The following is a 25,714-nucleotide window of genomic DNA, read 5'->3' on the forward strand; positions in this document are numbered from 1 at the left end:
GTCTTGCCATGGTCAACATGACCAATCGTCCCGATGTTGCAGTGCGGCTTCGTCCGCTCAAACTTCGCTTTGGCCATCGCCCAGAATTCCTGTCTGCCTTGTCGCCCGCACTCGAACGTCCGCCCGGGCCTCGTTTCGTTTCATCGCCGCCGGCGGTCTGTTGCCGACATTTCGCCCCGTTCGATCACACCGCAACGTGGAGCGGGTGAAGGGAATCGAACCCTCATCGTCAGCTTGGAAGGCTGCTGCTCTACCATTGAGCTACACCCGCGTAAAACCTCACTGGTCCAATGCAATGGTGGAGGGGGTTGGATTCGAACCAACGTAGGCTAAGCCAACGGGTTTACAGCCCGTCCCCTTTAACCACTCGGGCACCCCTCCGATTTGCATTGTGATTCGAAGACACAGCAACCCGCCCGCGGCAACCGCTCGGCGCAGCGTGGGGCGCTTTATGGGAATGATCCGCAGCGTTGTCAACAGCCCCCTTCCGGAATCTCGCCGGACATGCGCGTAATCGACCCATGACCACTGACAGAAAGCCTCACCGCCACCGAAACCGCCCGGGGGGCGGCAGCCGCCCCGCGAATCGGCCCGGCCGCCGGTCCGGATCCGCCCCCGCGGCGGATGCCGACCACGTCATATATGGACTCCATCCGGTTTCTGCAGCCCTCGCCAATCCGCGGCGGGTTCGGCGCCGGCTGGTCGCCACGGCAAATGCGCTGCGGCGGCTGACCGATGCCGGCGCAGTGGTCGACGTCCCCGTTGAAGAAGCCAGCAGCAACGCGATCAGCCGCCTGGTCGGCGATGAAGCCGTGCATCAGGGCTGCGTCCTGTACTGCGATCCCCTGCCCGAGCAGCCGCTCGCGGATCTCGATCAGCCGAACCGGCTGTTGCTGCTGGACCAGGTGACCGATCCGCACAACGTCGGCGCGGTATTGCGCAGCGCCGCCGCCTTCGACATGGGCGCGGTTGTCGTGACCGCCCGGCACAGCCCACGCGAAACCGCGGTGCTGGCGAAATCGGCGGCCGGAGCCCTCGACGTCGTGCCTCTCGCCAGGGTGCGCAACCTTTCGGGGACGATCGAGGAACTGAACGGCCGCGGCTTCACCACGATCGGCCTCGATGCCTCCGCGGACTCGACGCTCGAGGCGCTTGCGCCCACAGAGCCCTACGCGCTTGTGCTCGGCGCGGAGGGAAAAGGCCTTCGCCAGAAGACCCGCGAGACCTGCAGCCACCTTGCCCGCATCGACATGCCTGGTCGAATGCCGAGCCTGAACGTGTCGAACGCCGCCGTGCTGGCGCTCTACATTGCCGACCGTCTCGCCCGCCGCCCCTGAACAGGCCCGGGTTCCGCCGGACTTGCTCCGGCGGCCAAATCGCCGGAAAGTGGGATCGCGTGGTCCGGTGCCAAGGCCAATCGGCGACATGCGCGATGAACACCGAAGTTCGGGAGAGGGTGACATGCACTTGCCTGGAATGGTTCGGGCCGCCTTGGTGGGCGGCATGATCATGCTGTCGGCGACCGGAACGGCAACGTCCGACCCCGCAGGTCCGCCGGCGACCGCGCCCGCCGATCGCAGCGACCTGGAGAATGCCTATCTCCAGTCGATCTTCCAGTCGGCGGTGAAGCGTCCCAGCTACCGCAAGCGGCTCGTCCCCATCAACGCAACCCGGCGCAAGGTGACGGTGATCACCCTGGCCCGCACGGCCGACGTTCCCGACGATTTCGAGAACCCGTTCCCGCACACGAAGGGCATGCTCAGGTTCGCTTCGCGCGACGACGACACCGCCGTTCTGGGCCACGACACCTGGATTTCGCTGCCCCGGGAAATCGGCCCCAAGTGCAAGGCGGCCGCCGATCCGCTCCTGAAACTGCACATGATCCTGGGCATGCCGCCGCAAACGGGCGGCTGGGAGATGGTCCGGTTCCGGGTCTCGCCGCAGTACATCTTCAGGCCCTGCGCCAGCGACCCTTCAATCACCACGCGCCACTGCTCCTTCGATATCCCGGCACGACCGTCCGGGCCGATCGGCCTGGAAGGCACGCAATCCTTCGTCTTCCAGCAGATCTGGTCTTCCTACACCGAAGGCTTCAAATGGCCGGGCTACCCGTTCACCGGCATGGGGTGGAGCTACAACTGGGATCCGGATGCCCGCACGCCCTACGGGATCTCGGAATATGTCGTGCGGGCGGGCTCGCCGGTCAGCAATATCAGGACCTTCACGCCGAAGGGTTTCTGCGCGGCCTCCTGACGCAAATCCGTCGGATGCGACCCGAGGAGCGGCGCTGCCCTCACCCCGGAAAGTCGGGCTACCGGTAGCCACCCGCCTTCTGGTTCGCGCCGTAATAGTAGCGGTATTGCGGCACCGGCGGATAGTAGACGAAGCGCTGCGGCGGCACGACGAAATACGGCGGCGGCGCGTAGACCGCGTCGCGGTACTGGTACCAGTGCCGCCAGTTCGGGCCGACATAGATGTAGCCCCCGGCCGGCGCGTACCAGCGATAATAGGAGACGGGATAGCGGTAGGCACTGGTGTCGCGGACGTACCAGTAGCCGGTCGGATGGTACTGGTAGCCATAGGCGAACGGGAACAGCGCGCCGAGCGCCAGACCGGCGACGCCTGCCGCCACCACGCCGCCGTCGGCTCTTGCCGTTTGCACAGGCCCCGCGGCGGCGCCGACCGCCAGCACCGCCACGGCCGTTGTGAGGATGCGTTTCATGGGATTGCCACTCCTGTCGCAATTCTCCGCCCCGCGGGACAATCATCCTACACGGATGCGGGTTACGGAAAGCCGAATTCGCAAAGCCCGGGCGATTTTGCCGACGCGGGCAGTCGACAGGAGTCCGGCGATCGGTCTATTGTCCGCCCGCCCGACGAGGGCGCGCAGCCGTAAACGAACGGCTTCTGTCCGCAGGCCGGCTTAGCTCAGCTGGTAGAGCAACGGTTTTGTAAACCGTGGGTCGGGGGTTCGAGTCCCTCAGCCGGCACCAAGGCCCCAATCGCTGCAATCGCCAATTTTGCATTTTCTCCGCCAATCCACCGGGTGGCGGCGGTAGCAAAAAGGGGCCACCGGACCCGGTCAGATCCAGCGCTTCCTGCGCTTGAAGGACTTGAGGTTCTTGAACGAGTGGCGCTCGGCGTCGCTTCCCTGGCCGAGGTAGAACTCCCGCACGTCCTCGTTGCTGGTCAGCTCTTCCGCCGGCCCGTCCAGCACGATCTTGCCCTGCTCCATGATATAGCCGTAGTGCGCGGTGCGCAGCGCCATCTGCGCGTTCTGCTCGACCAGCAGGACGGTCAGGCCGAGCTCGGCGTTGAGGCGCCTGATGATCCGGAACACCTCGCCGACGAGCAGCGGCGACAGGCCCATCGACGGCTCGTCGAGCAGCATCAGCGAGGGCTTGGCCATCAGACCCCTGCTGATCGCCAGCATCTGCTGTTCGCCGCCGGAGAGATAGCCGGCAAGGCCGGTGCGTTCCCGCAGGCGGGGGAAGTATTCGTAGACCTTGTCGATGTCGGCGGCGATCTGTCCCCTGTCGGTTCGCGTGAAGGCGCCGAGCTTGAGGTTCTCGAGCACGGTCATGTCGGCGATGATGCGCCGGCCCTCCATCACCTGGAAGATGCCGCGCCGCACGATGTTGTCCGGCTGGAGATCGTTGATGCGGTGGCCGCCGAAGACGACGCTGCCGCGCGTGATCCTGCCGTCCTCCGACTTCAGCAGGCCGGAGATGCTCTTCAGCGTCGTCGACTTGCCGGCGCCGTTTGGGCCGAGCAGCGCGACGATCTTGCCCTTCGGAACGCTCAGGCTCAGGCCGCGAAGCACCAGTATGACGTCGTTGTAGACGACCTCGATGCCGCTCACGTCGAGCAGGTTGTCGTCTGCCGGTTCCGCTTGCGCTGCCGCGTTCACATCGTCCTCCCGTCGACGGAAGCGCCGGCCGACCCCGACGCGGGGACCGGCCGGCGTCTGCTGCCCGTGCTCAGTGGCCGTGCCAGTCGTCGCGGCGCGGAAGCTCGACGGTGGCGATCTTGTCCATCTTCACCGCCCCGCTCTCGATCGCCTTGTTCAGGTCGTTGTCGGGCTGGCCGGTCACGTGGATCTGGTACAGCGAGACCTCCGCGGTCGGCCGGTGATCCGTATCGGTCCAGGTCATCGGCTTGCACACCCCGTCGGTCCCTTCCGGGAACCAGTCGGCCTGGGCGTACATCGCCTTGCGGACGTTCTCGCCGTCGATGCCGCCATTCTCGTCGGCCCACTTCAGCGCGTCGCGGACGAACAGCGCCGAGCAGATGCCGGCAAGGTAGTGCACCGGGCGATACTGCTCGCCGGAGCTGTCAGAAACCTTGGCGACCTCCTTCATGACCGCAAGCCCGGGCGCCTCGTCGGTCCAGACGGCGGCGGTGCGGACGGGAATGACGACGCCATCGGCAGCCGTGCCGGCGGCCTTGGCGGCCGCTTCGTCCATGCCCCAGACGTTCGACAGGAACTGCACGTCGGTGCCGACCGTCTCGCAGGCCTTCAGCAGCGACACGCTGGAGTTGGTGGTGTTGGCGATGAAGGCGTAGTCGGCGCCCGATTCCTTCAGCGACAGGCACTGGGCGGTGAAGTCCGCCGGCGCCAGCGAGAACTGGATGGCCGGCAGCACCTCGAAGCCGAGTTCCTTGGCGTACTCCTCGGCCGCCGCCTTGGGCGAGTTCGAATAGGGATGGTTGGCGCCCATGTGGACGTATTTCGGCGTGCCTTCGCCGCCCTTGGCCTTCCAGTCATCCGCCGCCCACTTCACCAGCGCGCGGGCCGCGTCGGAGTACGAGGGGCCGTAGAAGAAGTTGTAGGGTGCCGCCCGTTCCGCCTTATCCCCGACAGGGTCCGTCAAGGTCGCCGCGTAGGATCCGGAGAAGTACGGCACCTTGTCCTTGGTCACGAAGGTGATCAGGGCCTCGGTGTCGGCGGTTCCCCAGCCCATGATTGCCGCCACCTTGTCGCGCTGCGCCCACTTCTTGTAGGCGGCGATGGCGCGGGGGACCTGATAGGAGTAGTCGATCGTTTCGATGTCGACCTTCTTGCCGTTGATGCCGCCGTTCTCGTTGATGTATTCGAAGGTATCCGCGACGCCCTGGCCGTAGGGCATGCCGACATCGGAGGTCGCCCCGGAATAGTCCGCCAGATGACCGATCGAGATTGTTTCCTGGGCAAGAGCGGGGCTCGCCAGAATGTATCCCCCGGCAAGCACCACAGCAGTCCATTTAAGTATGCTCATCGTTCACTCCCTAGTTTTCACCTGTTTTCGCGTTTGTATTTTCAGTAAGAGAAAGGATAGAGCTTCCAGTAGGCCTTGATTTGCCGCCACCGGTGCGCCAGCCCGTCCGGTTCGAGGATGAGGAACAGGACGATCACCAGGCCGATCGCCATCTCGCGCAGAAAGGCGGTACCCTCGTTGAGGTGCAGCGTGGTGTCGATCCAGCTGCCGTCGAGGGCGGCCGTCAGCCACTCCATGACCTGCGGCAGCAGCACCATGAAGGCGGTGCCGAGGATCGAACCGGACACCGACCCCAGCCCGCCGATGATGATCATCGCCAGGAACTGGATGGAGAACAGGATGTCGAAGCCTTCGATCGAGACGTAGCCGAGATAGTGGGCGTAGAGGGCGCCGCCGAGCCCGGCATAGAAGGAGGAGATGCCGAAGGCGAGCGTGCGGTAGTACCGCAGGTTGATGCCCATCATCTCCGCGGACAGGTAGTGGTCGCGCACCGCCACGAAGGCGCGCCCGTCGCGGGTGCGCAGCAGGTTGGTCACCAGAAGCAGCGAGAGCACGAAGAAGACCGCCAGGACGTAGAAGAACTTCTCGTCGGTGTCGGCGACCCAGCCGAAGATCGTTATCGGCTCGGCGATGCTGCCCGACACGCCGCCGGAGAACCAGTGCGCCCGAGCGAAGAAGTCCTGCAGGATGAACTGGGCGGCCAGCGTCGCGATCGCCAGGTACAGGCCCTTCAGCCGCGCCGCCGGCAGACCGAAGACGAGACCGACCAGCGCCGTGGCGAGCGCCGCCAGCGGGATCGAGAAGATGACGGGAATCCCGAGCCGGTTGTTCAGGCAAGCCGAGGCGAAGGCGCCGAAGCCGAAGAACACCGCGTGGCCGATCGAGATCTGCCCGGTGAAGCCGACCAGCAGGTTGAGGCCGAGCGCCGCAATGCCGAGATAGCCGATCTGGATGAGCAGGTTCAGGGCGTAACTTCCCGCAAACAGCGGCACGAGCGCCAGCACGATCAGCGACAGCACCGCCGCGTAGCGGGTGTTGCGCGTGCGGAAGATCTGGGTGTCGAGCCGATAGCTCTGAACGAACTCGCCGCTGGGGCGCAGCATTGCAGTCATCGGCCTTACAGTCTCTCGATGTCGCGGGTGCCGAACAGGCCGTAGGGCTTGACCATGAGGATGATGATCAGCACGTAGAACGGCACGATCTCGTGCAGGTTGCCCCAGTTCAGGAACTGCCGGTCGACGTAGTGGGCGAGGTTTTCCAGGATGCCGATCACGAGCCCGCCGATCACGCCGCCGACGATGGAGTCGAGGCCGCCGAGGATGACGGCGGGGAAGACCTTGATGCCGTAGAGCGACAGCCCGGCCGACACCCCGTTGACGACGCCGATGACGACGCCGGCGACGGCGGAGACGGCCGCCGAGATCGCCCAGGACAGGGCGAAGACCTGGCGCACCGAAATGCCGAGCGACTGGGCGACCTGCTGATCGAACGACGTCGCCCGCATCGCGAGGCCCATCCGGCTGTATTTGAAGAAGTAGGCGAAGCCGGCCATGATCACGGCGCTGGCGAGCGTCGAGGCCGCGTACTCGGTCTGCACCTGCAGGCCGAGCACTTCGATCGTCCCCTTGCTGAACACCGGCGGGAACGGCTGCGCCGAGACGCCGAAGATCCACTTCATCAGCGCCTGCAGGAAGATCGACAGGCCGATCGTCGCCATGATCACCGAGATGATCGGCTCGCCGATCATCGGACGCAGCACCACGACCTGGATGAGAATCCCGAGCACGACCATGAACGCGAGGGTGATCGGAAAGGCGAAGTAGAACGGCAGTTGGTACTTCACCACGAAGAACCAGCAGACCCAGGCGCCGACCAGCAGCAGTTCGCCCTGCGCGAAGTTCACGACATGGGAGGCCTTGTAGATCAGCACGAAGCACATCGCGACGACGCCATAGAGCGCACCGACCATGACGCCGTTGACCATGAGCTGCAGGAAGAGATGGCCGTCCATGTGATGTCCTTTCTCGGCTAAGCGGCCTGCTCGCCGGAGGCGCCGGTCATTCCGGTTTCCACCGTCTCGACCTTCAGACGCGTGCGGATGCGCTGGTTGGTGCCGTCCTGGAACGTGATCACGGTGTCGATGTCGATGGCGGGCTCGCCGGCGTAGATCGCCGAGATGATCTGCCCGTACTTCTCCTCGATGACGCTGCGCCGCACCTTGCGGGTGCGCGTCAGCTCGCCATCGTCGGCGTCGAGCTCCTTGTAGAGGAGCACGAACTTGGCGATCCGCTGATTGGGCTGGAGCGTCGCGTTGATCCGCTCCACCTCGTCCCGGATCAGGCGATAGACCGCCGGATTGGCGGAGAGGTCGGAGTAGGTTGTGAAGGGGATCTGCTTTCGCTCCGCCCACTTGGAGACGATCGAATACCGGATGCAGATCAGCGCCGAAATATATTCGCGGCCCTTGCCGAGGGTCACCGCCTCGGCGACGTAGGAGCTGAACTTCAGCTTGTTTTCCAGGAACTGCGGCGAGTAGCGGTCGCCCGAGGCCATCACCGCGAGATCGGCCATCCGGTCGATGACCACCAGGTGCTGCTTGTCGTCGAAGTAGCCGGCGTCGCCGGTGTGGACCCAGCCGTCCCGCATCGTCTCGGCGGTGCTCTTCTCGTTCTTGAAGTAGCCGGCGAAGCGGTTCGGGTGGCGCGTCACGATCTCGCCGACCCCCTGCCGGTCCGGCGCCTCGATCCTGACCTCGATCGCCGGGTCGATGACCACGCCGACAGTGTCGAAATCGACGTCGTTCTCGCGATGAAGCATGTAGGTGCCCATCAGCTCCGTCTGGCCGTAGACCTGGCGCAGCGGCACGCCGAGGGCGTGGAAGAAGCGAAAGGTGTCGGGGCCAAGCGCCGCGCCGCCGGTTCCCGCGGACCGCAGGCGCGAGAACCCCAGCCGGTCGCGCAGCGCCCGGAAGGCCAGGAAGTCGGCAAGCCACGACCGTCTGTTGCGCGCCGCGGCCTTCTCGTTGATCGACAGCGCCAGCGCGAACATCCGGCGCTTGAACCAGGAGGCGTCCATCATCCTGGCCCGGATGTCGGCGGCGATGCCCTCCCACACCCGCGGCGCCATCAGCAGGAAGGTCGGCCCGATTTCCCGCAGGTCCGCCATCAGCGTCTCCGGCTCCTCGGGGAAGCTGACCGGCATGCGGCACAGCAGCGCCTTGCCGAACACGTGCACCTGCTCGACGATCCACGGCATCGGCAGCACCGAGACGTACTGGTCGTCGGGCCCCTTCGGGTCGAACTGCAGGTACTTGCGCGCGTGGTCGATGATCCGCCCGGCCGGCAGCATCACCAGCTTCGGATGGGTGGTGGTGCCCGACGTGGTGCAGAGCACGGCGACGTCCTCTCCCGAGACGGAGTCGATCATCTCGTCGTAGAGCGAGGGCCGCTGCCTGGCGGTCCGGGCACCGGCCGCATCCAGCTCTTCAGCCTTCATGAGGCGCGGATCGTCGTATTTCCGCATCCCCCTCGGATCGGTGTAGACGATCGCTTTGAGGTTCGCCGCCGCCTCGCCGAGATTGAGGATCTTGTCGACCTGCTCTTCATCTTCCGCAAAGACCAGCGCGGTACCCGAATGGGTGAGCAGGTAGGCCACCTCGCTCTCCAGCGAGTCCCGGTAAAGCCCCAGACTCAGCGCGCCGACGGCGTGAACGGCGATCTCGCTGATCACCCAGTCCGGCCGGTTGTCCCCGATGATCGCGACGACGTCGCCGCGGCCGATCCCGAGGTCACGCAGTGCAAGCGCGCGCGTGCGAACCTTCTGGTCGAACTCGGCCCAGGTCATCGGATGCCAGATGCCGTAATCCTTTTCCCGCAACGCGACCTGCGAGGCGAAGGCCTTTGCGTTGTGGCGCAGCAGCTTCGGGAAGGTGTCGAGGCGGTCCCGGCCGGCCGTCGTGTCGGTCATGCCGCCCTCAAGCTTCTTCCAGTTCGTCGTCGCCGAGATAGGCGCGCTGCACGTCCGGATGGGCCATGACCTCCTCCGGCACGCCCTCGGCGATCTTCTTGCCGAAGTCCAGCACCGTGATCCGGCTGGAAATGTCGGTGACGACCGCCATGTCGTGCTCGATCATGATGATCGTGATCCCCCATTCGTCGTTGAGGTCGACGATGTAGCGGGCCATGTCCATCTTCTCCTCGAGGTTCATGCCCGCCATGGGCTCGTCGAGGAGCAGGAGCTTCGGCTTCAGCGCGACGGCGCGGGCCAGCTCGACCCGCTTGCGCAGGCCATACGGCAGGGTGCCGGCGGTGGCGTGGCGGATGTGCTGGATCTCGAGGAAATCGATGATCTCCTCGATCTCGCGCCGCTGCTCGAGCTCTTCCTTCTGGGCCCCGCCGATCCAGTAGAGCGACCCGGTCAGGAAATTGTTGCGGACGAGGTGGTGGCGGCCGACCAGGATGTTGTCGATGACGCTCATGTGGCCGAACAGCGCGAGGTTCTGGAAGGTCCGGCCGATGCCGATCGCGGCGCGCTTGTCGGTGCGCAGCCGCGTGATGTCGCGCCCGTCGAAACTGATGGTCCCGAATGTGGGGAAGTAGCGACCGGAGATGCAGTTCAGCAGAGACGTCTTGCCGGCACCATTTGGCCCGATGATCGAGTAGAGCTCGCCCTCCTCGACCCCCAGGTCGACTTCGGACAGCGCCGTGACGCCACCAAACTGGAGCGACACGTTCGACAGTTCGAGCAGCGGTGACGTCACCGCGCAGCCCCCGCCGATGCCGCCTCGAAGCCTGCACATGCCGCAACGGCACCCGTCACCGCCGAAGGTGCCGAATCGTCGTTGAGCATGTCCGGCCGGATGTCTGACCGCCGATCCATCTGCCGCGTTTCCCCTGATGTTCTTGTCCCGCGCCGCGTTGCGTCCGCAGGTTTTTAGTAGCTTGCTTAACTAGACCTACTGTCTGATGCCTTGTCAAGACGCCCGGCGCCGGTGCCGTGCAACGGACCGGGACCGGGCGCCAGTTGCCTGACGCCGCCACCGGCGTCGGGCATTGACACACGGGAAATGAAAAGTCTAGTTAAGCAAGCTACTGGATGGAGCCAGCAGCCGTCTGCGCTCGGGGCAGGTTGCCCCCGCCCGGTTCTGGCCAAAAACGACGCGACGGCATTCGCCGGCCGCGCATAAAACGGGAGTGGAAAGCGCCTTGCCGCCGTCGGACGGTACCATTCGCCTTGATGTGGCCGATCGACTCGCGGTCGTGACGCTGGATCGCAGCGACCACCGCAACGCGATCACCCTGGCGATGTGGCACGAGATCGGCCGCGTCTTCGCCGACCTGTCGGCAACCCCCCCATCACAGGTTCGCGCGATCATCCTGACCGGCGCCGGCGACCACTTTTCCACCGGAGCCGACATCGCGGAATTCGGCGCGGTGCGCAACGACGCCGGACAGGCGCGCGCCTACGAACGCGCCGTCGAGGAGGCATCCGACGCCATCTTCGGCGCGCCGCAGCCGACCATCGCCACCATTCGGGGCTACTGTCTCGGCGGCGCCTGTCATCTGGCGATGGCGTGCGATTTCAGGGTCGCGGAGCCGGGCGCCCGGATAGGCATCCCCTCGGCCAAGCTGTCGATCGTGTACGGCATCAATTCGACGCGCCGGCTGGCCGCGCTGGTCGGCATTCCCGCGGCGAAGCGGATCCTCTTCGGCGGCGCCCGGTTTGATTCCGAGGAAGGCCTGAAGCTCGGCTTCCTCGACCGGCTCGGGTCCTCGGCTGACGACGAGGCGCGCGCGCTGGCCGCCGAGTTCGCCGACAGTGCGCCCCTGTCGATCCGCGGCGCCAAGGCGATCCTCAACGGGCTCGCCATGGACGCCCTCGACATGCGGGCCGTGGAGGACCTGATCGCCCAAGCTTCCGACAGCCGCGACTACCGGGAGGCGCGCGAGGCGTTCGCCGCCAAGCGCAAGCCGGTCTTCGAGGGACGCTGATGAAGCCGGCGGCGTTCGAGTACCTGCGGCCGACGAGCCTGGACGAGGCCCTCGAGGCCCTGCACCGGCACCGCGACGACGCGAAGATTCTCGCCGGCGGCCAGAGCCTGGTGCCGCTCCTGAACTTCCGGATGCTGCGTCCGGCGATGCTGATCGACATCAACGGTCTTGAGGAACTGCAGGTCCTGCGCGTCGACGACGGCGGGGCGCTGCGCATCGGCGCCCTCACCCGCCATGTCACGCTGGAAACCTCGGCCCTGGTCAGGGAGCGCTTTCCGGTGCTCGGCGAGGCCGTTCGCCACGTCGCCCACCTCGCCATCCGCAACCGCGGCACGATCGGCGGCAGCCTCTGCCATGCCGATCCGGCGGCCGAACTGCCGATGATGATGGTCCTGCTCGACGCCCGCCTGCACACCCGCAGTACCGCCGGATCCCGGGTGCATCCGGCGGAGGAATTCTTCGAGGGCCCGCTGATGAGCGCCATCGAGGAGGACGAAATCCTGACCGGGATCGAGGTGCCGCCGCTGCCGGCCGGCGCCGGCTGGGCGTTCGAGGAGTTTTCCCAGCGCAGCGGAGACTTCGCCATCGCGGCGGTCGCTGCAATCGTCGAGCTCCGGGAGGGCACCGTGGCCGAGATGCGGCTGGCGGCGATGGGCGTCGGGCCGACGCCGCTGCGCCTGCACGCGGTCGAGGAGGCGCTGGTCGGGCAGCCGCTGACCGAGGCCGCGATCCGAGACGCGGCGGCGCACGCGCGGCAGGAAGTCGATCCCGAGACGGACCTCAAGGCCTCGGCCGACTACCGCCGCCACCTCGTCGAGGCGCTCACGGAACGATGCCTCGAGGTGGCCGGGGCGCGTGCCGCCGGCACGCCTGCCGCTGCGGGCGTCGACGCATGAGCGGCCTGCGCGCCATCGAAACCACGGTGAACGGCCGGCGCTACCGGCGCAGCGTCGAGCCGCGCCTGCTGCTGTCGGACTTCCTGCGCCAGGAACTCGGCCTCACCGGCACCCATGTCGGATGCGAGCACGGCGTCTGCGGCGCCTGCACCGTGCTCGTCGACGGCCACAGCGTCCGCGCCTGCCTGATGTTCGCCATCCAGTGCGACGGCGCCGCGATCGAGACGGTCGAGGGCCTCGGCACGCCGGCGTCCCTGTCGCCGCTGCAGGAGTCCTTCCGCGCCAACCACGGACTGCAGTGCGGCTTCTGCACGCCCGGCATCCTGATGACCTGCGTCGACCTGCTGCGGAAGCACCCAACGGCGAGCCGCGAGGAAATTCGCGAAGGACTGTCGGGCAATCTCTGCCGGTGCACCGGCTATGAACACATCGTGGCGGCGGTCGAAGCACTCATCCGTCGGGAAGGAGGCCAGGAGTAATGAAGATGCATGCCCTGTCCGGCGGCCGCCTGCGGGTGCGCAAGAGCGTCTACGACGCGGACGCCGATCGCGGCGCCACGATGGAACTGCCGGTCTCGGCGTTCCTGCTGCGTCATCCGCAGGGCAACGTCCTGTTCGACGCGGGCTATCATCCGGCCGCAGCGGAGGATGCCGCCGCGCGCTGGGGCGGCATGGCGCGGATCATGGCGCCGATCGCTGCCGCCGACGACACCGTCGTCGACAATCTCCGGGACGTCGGCGTGGGGCCGGAGGACGTCGACCTCGTCATCTGCTCGCACCTGCATTCGGATCACTGCGGCTGCACCGCCTTCTTCACGCGGGCGACCCTGCTCTGCCACGCCAGCGAATTGGCCGCGGCCCGCGCGCCCGACAGCGACCGGTCCGGCTACGTCAGGGACGACTGGGACCAGCCGCTGCCGCTCCAGGAGATCGACGCCGAACATGACGTGTTCGGCGACAATCGCATCGTCGTCGTTCCCCTGCCCGGTCACACGCCGGGAACCGTCGCCGCGCATGTCGAGCTCGACAGGTCCGGCTCCTTCCTGCTGGCATCCGATGCCGTCAGCTTCCGCGACAACCTCGAGCAGGGCACCGTCCCGCGCAACACCTGGAACGTCGAGGAGGCGACGCGGTCGCTCGCTCTCGTCCGGCGGATCGCCGCCGACGGCGCGACCGTCCTCTTCGGCCATGACGACGCGCAGTGGTCGACGCTGAAGAAGGGCGCCGACGCCTATGAATGAGCACCCGCCCCTGCTCGCCGACCGCGCGGACACGGTGGCGCGCGATCGCCGCCCGCGCCGCGTCGGCAGCAGGGTCAAGCGCTTCGAGGATCCGCGCCTCCTGTCCGGTCGCGGAAGCTTCACCGACGACAAGGCGCCGCCCCATGCGCTGCACGTGGCGTTCCGGCGCAGCGACCAGTCGCACGCCCGGATCGTCGATATCGATACCGGGGCGGCGGCGGAGATGCCGGGGGTCGTGGCGGTCTTCACGGCGGAGGATCTGGGAGACATCGCGCCGGTCCGCGCCACCTCGCGGATGAAGAACTACCACGCCACCTCGCTCTTTCCCCTCGCCAGGCACAAGGTCCGCTACGTCGGCGAGCCCGTCGTCGCGGTCGTCGCCGAGAGCCGCTACTGCGCCGAGGATGCGCTGGAGCATCTCGACGTCCAATACCGGCCGCTGCCCGGCGTGGTCGATCCGGAAGCCGCCGCGGAGGGGGACGCGCCGCTTCTGCACGAGGAGGCGGGCACCAACGTGCTGGTCGAGCGCGTCTTCGCCCGCGACGACGCCGACGCGGAGATGGCGGCGGCCGCGGTGCGGGTCGGCGGTCGTTTCAGGATGCGTCGCAAGACGCCGATGGCGATCGAGGGGCGGAGCTACCTCGCCGAATACGACGGCGGCCGCAATCTGCTGACGCTGACCTCGTCGACGCAGATCCCGGGCATCATCCGCGACCTGCTGGCGGAGCTGCTCGACGTCCCCGCCCATGGGATCCGCGTGGTGGCGCCCGACGTCGGCGGGGGCTTCGGCGGCAAGGGATCGCTCTACCAGGAGGAACTTCTCGTCGCCCTGCTGGCGCGCCGGCTCGACCAGCCGGTCAGATGGACCAGCGACCGCCTCGAGGACCTGATCTCGACCAGCCAGGCGTTCGACGAGATCGTCACCGCCGAACTCGGCGTCGATGCTGAGGGACGGCTGCTCGCGCTGACCGCCGAGGTGCTGGGCGACATCGGCGCCTACTCGATCTACCCGTGGACCGGCGCGCTGGAGCCCGTCCAGGTGGCGAGCTTCCTGCCCGGCCCGTACCGGCTGCAGGCCTATCGCGGCCGCACGCGGGCGGTCTGCACCTCCAAGGCGCCGACCGGCCCGTACCGGGGCGTCGGCCGGCCGATCTCCACCTTCGTCATCGAGCGGCTGATCGACATGGCCGCCCGCCGCCTCGGCCTCGACCCGGCCGAGATGCGGCGGCGCAATCTCGTCGCCCCCGACGAATTCCCCTACCGCACGGCCTCCGGCATCGTCTGGGACCAGTCGTGCTTCACCGAGAGCCTAGAGGCAGCGCTCGACGGCGTTCGCTACGGCGAGCTTCGGGCGATGCAGGCGAAGGCCCGGGCGGAGGGCCGTCTCTACGGCATCGGCATCGCCAGCTACGCCGAACTCACCGGCATCGGCACGCGGATCTCGGCGGCGCCGGGCATGCCCATCAACACCGGCACCGAGCAGTCGACGATCCGGCTCGATTCGACCGGCTCCGTCACCGCCGCCTTCGGCGTCGCCTCGCACGGCCAGGGCCTGGAAACGACCCTCGCCCAGGTCGTCGCCGACGAACTGGGCTGCGACATCAACGACGTCCGGATCGTCCAGGGCGACAGCGCCGCGGTGGCGCACGGAACCGGGACCTACGCGAGCCGGAGCGCCGTCCTCGGCGGCGGGGCGGCGACGCTGGCCTCGCGCGACCTCAAGGCGAAGATCCTCCGCGTCGCCGCCTTCGTTCTCGACGCCCCGGTGGAGGAACTCGAGGCCTATGACGGCCAGATCTCCCGGACCGGGACGAACCGGTCGCTTTCGTTCAAGGACATCGCCAGGGCCGTCTATGTCGACGTCGGCCGCCTGCCCCCCGATCTCCGCGAGGAGATGCAGAGCACCAGGGTCTACGACCCCTTCGTCGGCACCGCCACGTCCGCCACGCACATCTGCACGCTGGAAATCGATCCGCGCACCTACAAGGTGACGCTCGACAGGTTCTTCGTCGCCGAAGACTGCGGCCGGATCATCAACCCGATGATCGTCGACGGCCAGGTGCAGGGCGCCGTCGCGCAAGGCATCGGGGCCGCCCTGTTCGAGGAGGTCGTCTACGACGGCGAGGGACAGATTCTGACGGCCAGCCTCGCCGACTACGTGGTGCCGACCGCCGCCAACGTTCCCGCCGTCGAGATCGTCCACCTGGAAGCCTCCTCACCGCAGACGCTTGGCGGGTTCCGGGGCATGGGCGAAGGCGGGACGATCGGAGCGCCGGCTGCGATTGCCAACGCTCTCGCCGACGCCCTGTCGCACCTCGACGTCGACATCAACGAGCTTCCCGTAACCCCGGAACGCCTGTTCCGGCTGATCGAAAACGCAAAGGCCGAGGAAACGTAACGATGGATTTTCAACTTGGTGGTCGCGTCGCCCTGGTGACTGGCGCGACGAGCGGCGTGGGTCGGGCGATCGCGCAGACGCTCGCCCGCGAAGGCGCGTCCGTCGCCGTCAACTACAACTCCTCGGCTGACGCGGCGAACGCCATCGTGCGGGAGATCGAGGAAGCCGGCGGCAAGGCGAAGGCCTACCGGGCCGACGTCTCCGACTGGGCCGCCGTGCAATCGGGGGTCGGCAAGATCGTCGAGGACTTCGGCTCGCTCGACATCCTGATCAACAACGCCGGCTTCGTCGAGCGCAAGGCCTTCGAGAGCACCACCCCGGAGGACTGGCAGAAGCAGATCGGCAGCTGCCTCTATGGGGCCGTCCACTGCTGCCATGCCGCCGCCCCGCATCTGAAGAAGAGCGGGCACGGACGGATCGTCGGCCTGATTGGCGACAGTTCCCGCGTCGGCGAGTCCGGATTGGCTCTCGCCGCCGCAGCGCGCGCCGGCGCCGTCGGGCTGATCAAGTCGCTGGCCCGCGAGATGGGCCGCTACGGGGTCACCGCCAACGCGATCTCGCTCGGGCTGGTGGAAACCGGGCACGGGCAGGAATGGCTCGATGCCAACCGCGAAAAGCTGGTGAAGTTCTATCCCACGCGCCGGCTCGGCAAGGCCGACGACGTGCCGCCGCTGGTGGCGCTTCTCGCCTCCGACAGCGGCAGCTGGATTACCGGCCAGACGATCAGCGTCAGCGGCGGCTACTGCATGGTCTGAACCGGATCGAACGGACGAACCGGAAAACGAACCGATGATACGAAAAGACCTGATCGCTCCCCTCCCGGAGCTGCTCCGCCGCCAGGCGGAGGCACGGCCCGACAAGGTCGCCTTCTCGGACGACAGCGGCGAGGTTTCATACCGCGACTTGTATCGGACGACCGCCAACCTGGCGGGTCATCTCGCCGAGTGGGGCATCGGCGACGGCCGCGCGGTGGCGGTCATGCTGCCGAACTCCGTGCCGTGGATCCAGGCCTGCTTCGCGGCGGTGCGGGCCGGCGCCATCGCCGTCCCGATCAACTACGACGCCCCGCTCGCCGAAGTGGCCTATCGCCTGGAAGACGCCGGCTGCCGGGTCCTGGTGACGACGGACGAGCGGTACGCGCTCGTCAGGGACACGGTGCTGGCGCTCGGGATCAGCCTGATCCTCGTCGACCGCGCCGGCCACGCTCCCGTCGGCGAGGCGCGCTTCTCCGAGCTGGCCGCCGAGGCGCCGGGCCGCGCTGCGCCCGATCCCGACCGCCTCCACGACCCGGCCTTCATCGTCTACACGTCCGGCACGACGGGACGCGCCAAGGGCGTGCTTCTGACGCTGCACGGGATTCTGTGGGTCACAGCAAGCTGCTGGGCCGTGCGGATGGGGCTGACGGAAGACGACCGGTTCCTGTCGACGGTGCCGCTGTTTCACTCCTACGCCCTGAACACCACCGTGCTGACGGTCGTCGCGCTGGGCGCATCGGCCCGGCTCTGCGAGAGGTTTTCGACGCAGGAGACGATCCGGCTTCTCGAAAGCGGCGAGTTCACATTCTTCCCGGGCGTGCCCACCCAGTATCACTATCTGCTCAACGCCACCGGCCCGGACCATCCGCCGTTTCCGAACCTGCGGATGTGCATCACCGGCGGCGCGGTCATGGCCGCTTCGGTCGTCGACGCCTTCGAGAAGCGGTTTCAGGTGCCGCTGCTTGACGGCTACGGCATCACCGAGACATCGACCTTCGTAGCGATGAACGCGCCGGCCGGCGGCCGCGTCCCGGGCTCCTGCGGCCTGCCCTTCGCCGGGCTGTGCGTGCGGATCGTCGATCCCGCGGACGGCCGCGACGTCGAGCCGGAGACGGTCGGCGAACTGATCGTGCGCGGCCCGACCATCATGCCGGGCTATCACAACAAGCCCGAGGAGACCGCCTCGGCGATCCGCGACGGCTGGTACCACACGGGAGACCTCGCCAGGTTCGATCGCGACGGCTTCATCACCATCACCGGGCGCCTCAAGGAGCTGATCATCCGCGGCGGCCAGAACATCGCCCCCGCCGAGATCGAGGAGGTCGTCGTACGGCACGAGGGCATTGCCGACTGCGCCGCGGTCGCCTGCCCGCATGCGGAGCTGGGGGAAGTGCCGGTGGTTTTCGTCGCACTCGCCCCGGATGCGGAGATCTCGGCCGAGGCGCTGATCGCCCACTGCCGCACCTACCTCTCCGCCTACAAGGTCCCGGAAGCCGTGCATGTCGTTCCCGACATCCCGCGGACCGGGTCTGGAAAGATCATGCGCTTCCAGCTGATCGAGAAACTCAAGGACATCCGCGCCGGCGGGTCGTGAGATCCGGCCGGGCCACCACCGATCCTCGCCAACACATGAGGCAATTCCAATGAGCGTTAACGGCAAGACTGTACTGATCACCGGCGCGGCGCGCGGCATCGGCCAGGAGGCGGCGCGGATCTTCGCGGCGGCCGGCGCCAATGTCGTGGCAGCCGACATCAACGACTGCTCGCAGACGGTCGAGCTTGTCGGGAAGGAGGGCGGCAAGGCGCTGGCCGTCGAGCTCGACGTCACCGACGCAGCCTCCGCTCTCGCGGCGGTCGAACAGGCGGTCGGCGAGTTCGGCCGGCTCGACGCGCTGATCAACAACGCCGCCCTCTACGGCGCTCTCAGGGGCGGCCGGTTCGACGCCATCGCGGAAGCCGACTGGGACGCCTCGATGAATGTCAACGTCAAGGGCATCTGGAACTGCTGCAAGGCCGCCGTTCCGGCGATCCGCCAGCAGGGCGGCGGCAGCATCGTCAACATTTCCTCGCTGGCCGCGACCTTCGGCATGCCGTTCAGCCTGCACTACACCACCTCCAAGGCCGCGGTCATCGGCCTGACGCGGGGCCTCGCCCGCGAGCTCGGCCGGGACAACATCCGCGTCAACGCCATCGCGCCAAGCGCCGTGCTGACGGAGGGAACCAAGGAATTCTTCGCCGACAAGACGGAAGTGGCGCTCAAGACGGTCAAGGCCGGACAGGCGCTGCAGCGCAATCTCGAAGCCGTCGACGTCACCGGCGCTATGACCTGGCTCGTGTCTGACGACAGCCGCTTCGTCACCGGACAGACCATCGCCGTCGACGGCGGCACCGTCTTCCACTGACGTCATCCGCCGGGACCACGCAGCACTCGACTCACTCCAAACGGGAATAAGCATATGAACGTCGCAGCAGAGACCCCGCCGCCCGCCCTGTCGCAGGCGACCACGGACTTCCTCTCCGCCCGGCACGGCCTGGTGATCGACGGAGAGGCGGTGGCCTCCGAGTCGGGGCAGACCATGGCCGTCATAGACCCCGCCACGGGCGAGCCGATCGCGCACGTGCCGGCTGGGACGGCCGCCGACATCGACCGCGCGGTCAGTGCCGCCCGTGCGGCCTTCGAGGGCAAGGACTGGTCGGCGCTGCGGCCGGCCGACCGCGAGCGGCTCCTGCTGCGGCTGGCTGACGAGGTCGAGGCTCAGACGGATGTGCTGGCCGAACTCGAGTGCCTCGACAACGGCAAAACGCTGGCGATGGCGAAGCGCGTCGACGTCCGCGGCGCCGTCGAGTTCTTCCGCTACATCGCCGGCTGGGCGACCAAGCTCGAGGGCTCCACGGTCGACGTCTCCTTCCCCCGCCCGCGGCAGGGCGAATATTTCGCCTTCACCCGCAAGGAGCCCGTCGGCGTCGTCGGCGCCATCATCCCGTGGAACTTCCCGCTGCTGATGGCCGCCTGGAAGATCGGCCCCGCCCTCGCCGCCGGCTGCACCGTCGTCCTCAAGCCGGCGGAAGAGACGCCGCTGACGGCGCTCTACCTTGCCAAGCTGCTGGAAAAGGTGGGCTGCCCGAAGGGCGTCGTGAACGTCGTCACGGGAACCGGCGAGGTCGCCGGTGCCGCGCTCTCAGCCCATCCGGACGTCGACAAGGTCGCCTTCACCGGCTCGACGGAGGTCGGCAAGCTGGTCGGCAAGGCCGCGATGGACAACATGACGCGGGTGTCGCTGGAGCTCGGCGGCAAGTCGCCCGTCATCGTCCTCGACGACGCCGACACCAGGTCGGCGGTCTTCGGCGCCTCCAACGCGATCTTCTTCAACCACGGCCAGGTCTGCACCGCCGGCTCCCGGCTCTACGTCCACGACAAGATCTTCGACGCCGTGGTCGAGGGCATCTGCGAGTACGCGGACAAGGTCCGGCTCGGCCCGGGACTGGACCCCGACACGCAGATGGGGCCGCTGGTCTCGCAGAAGCAGCTCGACCGGGTGACCGGCTACATCCGGAGCGGCCTCGAGGACGGCGCCAGGCTCGCCGCCGGCGGGTCGCCCGACCGGGAAAAGGGCTATTTCGTCCGTCCGACCGTTCTCGTCGATGCCGGTCCGGACACCAAGGTCGTCCGCGAGGAGATCTTCGGCCCCGTGCTGGTCGCCTCCCGCTTCTCCGACATTGATGACATCGCCCGGGTCGCGAACGACACCCCGTTCGGTCTCGCCGCCAGCATCTGGTCGCGCGATTTGAGCAACGTCCACCGGCTCGTGCCGCGGCTGAAGGTCGGGACCGTCTGGGTCAACTGCCACGGCCTCATCGACCCGGCGCTGCCCTTCGGCGGCTACAAGCAGTCCGGCATCGGGCGGGAGATGGGCCGCGCGGTGATGGACATGTACACCGAGACCAAGTCGGTGTGCATGCTGGTCTAGCCGGCGAAAGATCCGCGGCCCCGGGAGCCGCCGCCGGCGACGCTCGCCGGGCGTCCTCCCCGGGGCCGGACCTCTGACAGACGGGAATGAATCGGATGACGGCGCCACTGCTGGATGGCCTGCGGGTAGTCGAGGTGTCGGCCTTCGTGGCCGCGCCCATCGGGGGCATGACGCTTGCCCAGCTCGGGGCCGACGTCATCCGCATCGACCCGATCGGCGGCAACATCGACTACCGCCGCTGGCCGCTCGCCCCGGGCGGCCGCAGCCTCTACTGGACCGGACTGAACAAGCACAAGCGCTCCGTGGCGCTGGACCTGCGCAGCGACGCGGGGCGGGACATCGCCCGGGCGCTCATCACCGCCCCCGGCGAAGGAGGCGGCATCCTTCTCACCAACCTGCCGGCGAGCGGATGGATGGGGCACGAGGAGCTGGCGCGCGACCGCGAGGACCTGATCTCGCTGCGGCTGACCGGCAACTACGACGGGACGCCGGCCGTGGACTACACCGTCAACTGCGCCAGCGGGTTTCCGGCCGCCACCGGGTTCGGCGGGCCGCCCGTCAACCATGTGCTGCCTGCCTGGGACGTGGCGGCCGGGCTCTATCTCTCGGTCGGCCTGCTCGCTGCCGATCGCGCCCGCCGCAGGACCGGGACGGGACGCGAGATCGCCCTGTCGCTGTCCGACGTGATGCTCGCGACGGTCGCCAATCTCGGCTACGTCGCCGACGTCCAGGTCAACGGCGCGGTGCGCCAGCCCGCCGGCAACGAGGTCTACGGCGCCTTCGGCCGCGACTTCGAGACCTCCGACGGCCGGCGCGTCATGGTCGTCGCGATATCGAACCGGCAGTGGCACGCCCTGCTTCGGGCCACCGCGCTGACGGAGACGTTCGAGGCGGCGGGCAGGGCCCTCGGCCTCGATCTCGACAGCGAGGGCGGACGCTACCGCGCCCGCGACATGATCGCGGCCCTCCTGAAGCCCTGGTTCGCCGGACGGTCGCTGGCCGACGTGGGCGACGCCCTGTCGCGCGAAGGCGTGATCTGGGGTCCCTTCCAGGACTTCGGGCAGCTCGTCCGCGAGGACCCCAGATGCTCGCCCCGCAATCCGCTCTTTTCGCTGGTCGAGCAGCCGGACGTCGGGCAGATCCTGATGCCCGGCTCTCCGTTGCGCCCGCCCCCGGCCGAAGCGCTGCCGCCGAAACCCGCGCCGCGTCTGGGAGAGGACACCGAGGCCGTCCTGTCGGAGATGCTCGGACTGTCCTCTGCCGAAATCGCCCGCCTGCGCGCGCAGGGCGTGGTGGCGGGCGAACCGGCGGCGGAGCAGCAGGAGCAGGGACGAAACTCGGAAGGGACTGCCGTTCCGGCGCCCGGAGCCTCGGTGGCCGGCGCGCCATGAGGTCGCCGGGGCGCGCAGGACGCCCTCCTTGCGGCGGCGGACTGCTTCCGACATATAGACACCTCCCGATTGACGCGCCTCGCGCCCGAGGCGCGATAGCCCGCGGATGCCGATCGAGAAGAGCGAAATGGCGGAACTGCAGACCCCATCGGCGGACGGCCAATCCCGGCGCCCCCGCGCGGTGAGGAAGAAGAAGGCGGCCGAGCCCGGCGGTCATCTGGAGCGCAACTGTTCCGTCGCGCGCACCATGAACATCTTCTGCGATTCCTGGGCGTTCCTGATCATGCGGGAGGCGTTCTTCGGCGTCCGCAATTTCGACGGCTTCCGCAGCGCGCTGGAAATCCCGCGGCAGACCCTGACCAGCCGCCTTCGCCTGCTCGTCCAGGAAGGCGTCCTCAAGAAGGTCCTGATGGAGGGCTCGAGCAAGCGCTACGAGTACCGGCTGACCAAGAAGGGCTACGACATCTACCCGAGCTGCATGGCCCTGAAGCGCTACGGCGACACCTGGCTGAACGACGACGAGGCCAAGGTGCCGCTGGAATTGCGTCACACGACCTGCGGATGCGTGTGCGAGCCGGTCGTCGCCTGCTCCAGCTGCCTGGAGCCGATCTCCGCTGCGACCGTCACCTACCGGGACGGCCCGGGGGCGGGTCACGAAGCCGGCAGGCCAGGCCGCAACGCCCGGCGGGCCTACAGCAATTCCCGGTTCCTGGTCGGCCGGCCGAGTTCGGTGTCGAAGACGCTGGAGATCATCGGCGACAAGTGGAGCTTCATGGTCGTGCGCGAGGCGTTCTTCGGCGCGCGCCGCTACGAGCAGATGCAGTCCCGCCTGACCATCGCGCCGAACATTCTCACCGACCGGCTCGCCCATTTCGTCAGGCACGACGTTTTCGTCCGCCGCCAGTACAGCAGCTCGCCGCCCCGCTACGAGTACGTGCTGACCAGCAAGGGCCGCGATCTCTACGCCCCCTTCATCGCGATGTTCGCCTGGGGCGATCGCTGGCTGTCGCAGGGCAAGCCGCCGTTGATCCTGACGCACAAGACCTGCGGAAACGACTTCAACCCGGTCGTGATCTGTCCCGAGTGCAAGCAAGAGATCGACGCCGGTTCCATGCGCTACCGTCTCAACTACGATCCCGAAAGATACCACGCACCGACCAACGATCACCTGGACGACGGCTGACCCGGACGCGAGCCCGTACGGCGCCGTCCCGCAGATCCGCGTCACGGATCGCAGTCTTGTTGTCGGGGTGCACAACACTGACACAGGTGCCGTAGCTGCGGGCACTCGAACACTGAAGCGGCACCCCTACGCCTCGGACGCAGCCGCCGCTTGAGTCCGGCGCCGCCTTTCCGCCCTGCTACCCTACTGTGACGCTCCCGTCCGCCGGTTCCCGATGTAAGATATCCTGATCGGTATCGGGGGTTGCTGCAGAATGAACCTTCGCCAGATCGAAACGTTCGCGGCCGTCATGAAGTGTGGTACGGCCTCACGCGCCGCCGAAGTGCTCGGTGTCTCGCAGCCGGCCGTCAGCCGAAACATCATCGAACTCGAACGATCGGTGGGATTTCCCCTCTTCGCCCGCATCCGCAATCGGCTTGTGCCGACACCGGAAGCGCGCATCCTGTACGACGATGTCGAGGCGTCCTTTCGGGGTATCGACACGATAAGGGCATCCGCCGCGCGCATACGCGACCGGGGCGGCGGCGAGATCCGGGTGGCGTCGATGCCGACACTCGGCCATTCAATCGTCCCGACTGCGATTGCCGCATTCCTCACCCAGCATCCGGACGTGCGCGTCAGCTTGCTCGTGCTGCCTTCCCGCGATGCACGCGATCTGATTGCCTCCGGCCGGTTCGATATTGGTTTGGTTGCGGATCTGATTGACGTCAGCGGTGTCCTTCATCAGACCTTCTTGTCGCGCGATGCCCTGTGCGCGATACCGTGCGGACATCCGCTCGCGGACAGAGAGGTGATTGGGCCGAGCGACCTCGATGGGGAGCCGTTCATTGCCTACAGTCCGGAGGATCCTGCCCGGCGAAGGCTCGAGGAAGTTCTGGCAACAGTGGGGGCACTTCCCCGCATTGTCGTCCAGACGATGTCCGCCACGACGGCACTGGCGTTGGTCGCGGCTGGCGTTGGCCTGGCGCTGGTCAGTACGCATTCGATCGGGTGGTTTGATCGGACCAGGATCGTTCTGAAGCCCTTCGAACCCGGTGTGCAGGTAAGGACGCTGCTGTTGTTGCCAGCCGATCGGGCCAAGTCGCAGTTGGTTCGCGAATTCATCGACGCCTTGATGGCCGCACGCTGATCTGCGTGGCCCGACCGTCCATAAGGATTCGGTATAAACCTATTCCGTCACGTCAATTGCGCACGGCGCCCTGAGAAGTATCGTGTCGGATGTCGCGGCAAGAGCCGCCCTCTCCTGACGTAAGACGCAAGCCGATGCGCTCCCGGCGATCTGGCCGCCATCCGTGGCATGGCCACGGCGCCGGCTGTGCCGACACGGAACCGAAGAGATGAACATCAACTCGAACCATGCCGGTGCCGTTGTCGCCGCCGGCGAAGCCATGGCAGGCGAGATCGGTGTTCCGATGAACATCGCCGTGCTCGATGCCGGCGGCCACCTGAAGGCGTTCTCCCGCATGGACCGCGCTCTTCTGGGGTCGATCGACATCGCCCTGAAGAAGGCGAAGACTGCGGTGCTGTTCGGAATGAATACCGAGGACGTCGGGGAATTCTGCAAGCCCGGCGCGTCCTCTCCGGGGCTCGCCGCCACCAACGACGTCCTCGTCGTCTTCGCCGGCGGCATCCCGATCCGCGACGAGGCGGGCGGTGTCATCGGCGCCGTCGGTGTCTCTGGCGGCGCCGTCGATCAGGACCGTGTCGTGGCCGCCGCAGCCGCGGCCGCCGCAATCCCTGAATGACCGAACCTTTCATCCAGTGGAGACCAATATGAGCAAGACGATACTGATAACGGGTGCCGGCTCCGGCTTCGGCAAGGCCGCGGGCATCGGCATGGCTAAGAACGGCCACCATGTCATCGCCACGACCCAAGTCTCCTCCCAGGTCACCCCGCTTCGCGAGGAGGCGAAGGCCCTGGGGCTCGACAATCTTCGGGTAGAGCGGCTCGACCTGACCGATCCCTACGACATCGCACAGGCCCAGACGTGGGATTTCGACGTGCTGTGGAACAATGCCGGCATGGGCGAAGCCGGTCCGGTCTGGGAGATACCGGTCGATCTCGTTCGCAGGAACTACGAGGTGAACGTCTTCCTTCCGCTCGTCCTCACCCAGGGCGTCGTTCGCAAGTGGGTGCGCGATGGGACGAAGGGAAAGGTCGTCTTCACGTCATCGATGGGCGGCCTGTTCACTCCCGCCAACTGGGGCACCTATGTGTCGACGAAGCATGCGCTGGAAGCGTTCGCGGAGGCGATGCAGCAGGAACTGAGCCCTTACGGGATCAAGGTCCAGACGATCAATCCGGGCGCCTATTACACCGGCTACAACGAGACGATGGCGGACAATCCGTTCCGCTGGCTGGACGACAGCAAGCATTTCACGAAACGGGCCGACCTGCGGAAGGGGTTCGACGATTTCTTTGCCACCCCGGAGGGCAAGATGGATCCGCAGGAGATGATCGACCGGATGATCGAGATCGTGCCTGCCGAGACCGGCAAGTTCCGCAACGTGGTTCCGAAGTCGATCGAGGACATGCTCAAGGCCCATCAGCTCGCAGCGTGGGAAAACCGGATCTGAGACCATCCGGCAACGAAGGCGCAACGGGGCGCCCGCCGGCGAAGGGGAAAATCGCTAT

24 protein-coding genes, 3 tRNA genes and 1 pseudogene are annotated in these 25,714 nt (G+C 67.2%); 19 read left to right on the forward strand and 9 right to left on the reverse strand.

From position 1 onward, the window contains the following. Positions 1-209: hypothetical protein (locus V3328_RS23345; protein ID WP_340332141.1), on the forward strand; the 209-nt coding region annotated here is incomplete at its 5' end. On the opposite strand, the gene V3328_RS23350 is transcribed toward V3328_RS23345, so the two are convergent. Further along, positions 198-271 (reverse strand) — tRNA-Gly (locus tag V3328_RS23350). The two genes, V3328_RS23345 and V3328_RS23350, sit on opposite strands and share 12 nt — an antisense overlap. 25 nt (positions 272-296) lie before the next feature. Next, a tRNA-Tyr gene (locus tag V3328_RS23355) sits at positions 297-381 on the reverse strand. Between the two features lie 140 nt (positions 382-521). Between V3328_RS23355 and V3328_RS23360 the strand changes: the two are divergent. The 3 genes and pseudogenes from V3328_RS23360 to V3328_RS23370 all read left to right on the forward strand — a co-directional run. Then, positions 522-791: pseudogene (locus V3328_RS23360) on the forward strand (23S rRNA (guanosine(2251)-2'-O)-methyltransferase RlmB); the annotation flags it as partial. Positions 792-812: 21 nt separating this feature from the next. Next, positions 813-1,337: a TrmH family RNA methyltransferase gene (locus V3328_RS23365; RefSeq protein WP_340332298.1), complete on the forward strand. Its 525-nt coding sequence runs from the start codon at positions 813-815 to the stop codon at positions 1,335-1,337. Positions 1,338-1,461: 124 nt separating this feature from the next. Further along, positions 1,462-2,253, forward strand: a complete 792-nt coding sequence (locus V3328_RS23370; protein WP_340332142.1) for a hypothetical protein — start codon at positions 1,462-1,464, stop codon at positions 2,251-2,253. Between the two features lie 58 nt (positions 2,254-2,311). Here the strand turns inward: V3328_RS23370 and V3328_RS23375 are convergent, their stop codons facing one another. Further along, positions 2,312-2,722: a hypothetical protein gene (locus V3328_RS23375; RefSeq protein ID WP_340332143.1), complete on the reverse strand. Its 411-nt coding sequence runs from the start codon at positions 2,720-2,722 to the stop codon at positions 2,312-2,314. Positions 2,723-2,917: 195 nt separating this feature from the next. Between V3328_RS23375 and V3328_RS23380 the strand changes: the two genes are divergently transcribed. Continuing rightward, positions 2,918-2,993 (forward strand) — tRNA-Thr (locus V3328_RS23380). A gap of 89 nt (positions 2,994-3,082) precedes the next feature. Here V3328_RS23380 and V3328_RS23385 read toward each other — a convergent pair. From V3328_RS23385 to V3328_RS23410, 6 genes are all read right to left on the reverse strand, one after another. Continuing rightward, on the reverse strand, positions 3,083-3,910 hold the full coding sequence (locus tag V3328_RS23385) for an ABC transporter ATP-binding protein (protein WP_340332144.1): 828 nt from the start codon (positions 3,908-3,910) through the stop codon (positions 3,083-3,085). Positions 3,911-3,980: 70 nt separating this feature from the next. Continuing rightward, positions 3,981-5,258: an ABC transporter substrate-binding protein gene (locus V3328_RS23390; RefSeq protein WP_340332145.1), complete on the reverse strand. Its 1,278-nt coding sequence runs from the start codon at positions 5,256-5,258 to the stop codon at positions 3,981-3,983. Positions 5,259-5,299: 41 nt separating this feature from the next. Next, complete coding sequence (locus V3328_RS23395; RefSeq protein WP_340332146.1) at positions 5,300-6,370, reverse strand: branched-chain amino acid ABC transporter permease; 1,071 nt, start codon at positions 6,368-6,370, stop codon at positions 5,300-5,302. 5 nt (positions 6,371-6,375) lie between these two features. Next, entirely contained in the window at positions 6,376-7,269 is an 894-nt protein-coding gene (locus V3328_RS23400; protein ID WP_340332147.1) for a branched-chain amino acid ABC transporter permease, read from the reverse strand. A 17-nt stretch (positions 7,270-7,286) separates the two neighbouring features. Next, positions 7,287-9,224: an AMP-binding protein gene (locus tag V3328_RS23405; RefSeq protein ID WP_340332148.1), complete on the reverse strand. Its 1,938-nt coding sequence runs from the start codon at positions 9,222-9,224 to the stop codon at positions 7,287-7,289. A gap of 7 nt (positions 9,225-9,231) precedes the next feature. Continuing rightward, positions 9,232-10,056, reverse strand: coding sequence for an ABC transporter ATP-binding protein (locus V3328_RS23410; RefSeq protein ID WP_340332149.1), 825 nt, complete (start codon positions 10,054-10,056; stop codon positions 9,232-9,234). A 439-nt stretch (positions 10,057-10,495) separates the two neighbouring features. On the opposite strand from V3328_RS23410, the gene V3328_RS23415 reads away from it, so the two are divergent. The 14 genes from V3328_RS23415 to V3328_RS23480 all read left to right on the forward strand — a co-directional run bounded on the left by V3328_RS23415 (position 10,496) and on the right by V3328_RS23480 (position 25,656). After that, positions 10,496-11,248, forward strand: a complete 753-nt coding sequence (locus tag V3328_RS23415) for an enoyl-CoA hydratase-related protein (RefSeq protein WP_340332150.1) — start codon at positions 10,496-10,498, stop codon at positions 11,246-11,248. Further along, on the forward strand, positions 11,248-12,144 hold the full coding sequence (locus V3328_RS23420) for an FAD binding domain-containing protein (protein ID WP_340332151.1): 897 nt from the start codon (positions 11,248-11,250) through the stop codon (positions 12,142-12,144). Before V3328_RS23415 ends, V3328_RS23420 begins: the two co-directional genes overlap by 1 nt. After that, the gene (locus tag V3328_RS23425) at positions 12,141-12,623 is read left to right on the forward strand and encodes a (2Fe-2S)-binding protein (protein WP_340332152.1); all 483 of its coding nucleotides are present in this window, start codon (positions 12,141-12,143) and stop codon (positions 12,621-12,623) included. The genes V3328_RS23420 and V3328_RS23425 overlap by 4 nt, the downstream gene beginning before the upstream one ends. Continuing rightward, entirely contained in the window at positions 12,623-13,384 is a 762-nt protein-coding gene (locus V3328_RS23430) for an N-acyl homoserine lactonase family protein (RefSeq protein WP_340332153.1), read from the forward strand. The genes V3328_RS23425 and V3328_RS23430 overlap by 1 nt, the downstream gene beginning before the upstream one ends. Further along, positions 13,377-15,782: a xanthine dehydrogenase family protein molybdopterin-binding subunit gene (locus V3328_RS23435; RefSeq protein ID WP_340332154.1), complete on the forward strand. Its 2,406-nt coding sequence runs from the start codon at positions 13,377-13,379 to the stop codon at positions 15,780-15,782. The genes V3328_RS23430 and V3328_RS23435 overlap by 8 nt, the downstream gene beginning before the upstream one ends. 2 nt (positions 15,783-15,784) lie before the next feature. Beyond that, entirely contained in the window at positions 15,785-16,537 is a 753-nt protein-coding gene (locus V3328_RS23440; protein WP_340332155.1) for an SDR family NAD(P)-dependent oxidoreductase, read from the forward strand. 34 nt (positions 16,538-16,571) lie between these two features. Then, on the forward strand, positions 16,572-18,131 hold the full coding sequence (locus V3328_RS23445) for a class I adenylate-forming enzyme family protein (protein WP_340332156.1): 1,560 nt from the start codon (positions 16,572-16,574) through the stop codon (positions 18,129-18,131). A 49-nt stretch (positions 18,132-18,180) separates the two neighbouring features. After that, positions 18,181-18,939, forward strand: a complete 759-nt coding sequence (locus tag V3328_RS23450) for an SDR family NAD(P)-dependent oxidoreductase (RefSeq protein ID WP_340332157.1) — start codon at positions 18,181-18,183, stop codon at positions 18,937-18,939. 54 nt (positions 18,940-18,993) lie between these two features. Further along, the gene (locus V3328_RS23455; RefSeq protein WP_340332158.1) at positions 18,994-20,505 is read left to right on the forward strand and encodes an aldehyde dehydrogenase family protein; all 1,512 of its coding nucleotides are present in this window, start codon (positions 18,994-18,996) and stop codon (positions 20,503-20,505) included. A gap of 95 nt (positions 20,506-20,600) precedes the next feature. Then, positions 20,601-21,896, forward strand: coding sequence for a CoA transferase (locus tag V3328_RS23460; protein ID WP_340332159.1), 1,296 nt, complete (start codon positions 20,601-20,603; stop codon positions 21,894-21,896). Positions 21,897-22,002: 106 nt separating this feature from the next. Then, on the forward strand, positions 22,003-23,079 hold the full coding sequence (locus V3328_RS23465; RefSeq protein ID WP_340332160.1) for a winged helix-turn-helix transcriptional regulator: 1,077 nt from the start codon (positions 22,003-22,005) through the stop codon (positions 23,077-23,079). A gap of 253 nt (positions 23,080-23,332) precedes the next feature. Beyond that, positions 23,333-24,208 (forward strand): LysR substrate-binding domain-containing protein, encoded by an 876-nt coding sequence (locus V3328_RS23470; RefSeq protein WP_340332161.1) that lies wholly within the window; start codon positions 23,333-23,335, stop codon positions 24,206-24,208. Positions 24,209-24,416: 208 nt separating this feature from the next. After that, positions 24,417-24,824, forward strand: coding sequence for a GlcG/HbpS family heme-binding protein (locus V3328_RS23475; protein ID WP_340332162.1), 408 nt, complete (start codon positions 24,417-24,419; stop codon positions 24,822-24,824). Positions 24,825-24,852: 28 nt separating this feature from the next. Next, positions 24,853-25,656, forward strand: a complete 804-nt coding sequence (locus tag V3328_RS23480) for an SDR family oxidoreductase (protein WP_340332163.1) — start codon at positions 24,853-24,855, stop codon at positions 25,654-25,656. Positions 25,657-25,714: the final 58 nt, after the last annotated feature.

It is taken from the genome of Microbaculum marinum (assembly GCF_037855135.1).
In the GTDB taxonomy this organism is placed as follows: domain Bacteria; phylum Pseudomonadota; class Alphaproteobacteria; order Rhizobiales; family Tepidamorphaceae; genus Microbaculum; species Microbaculum marinum.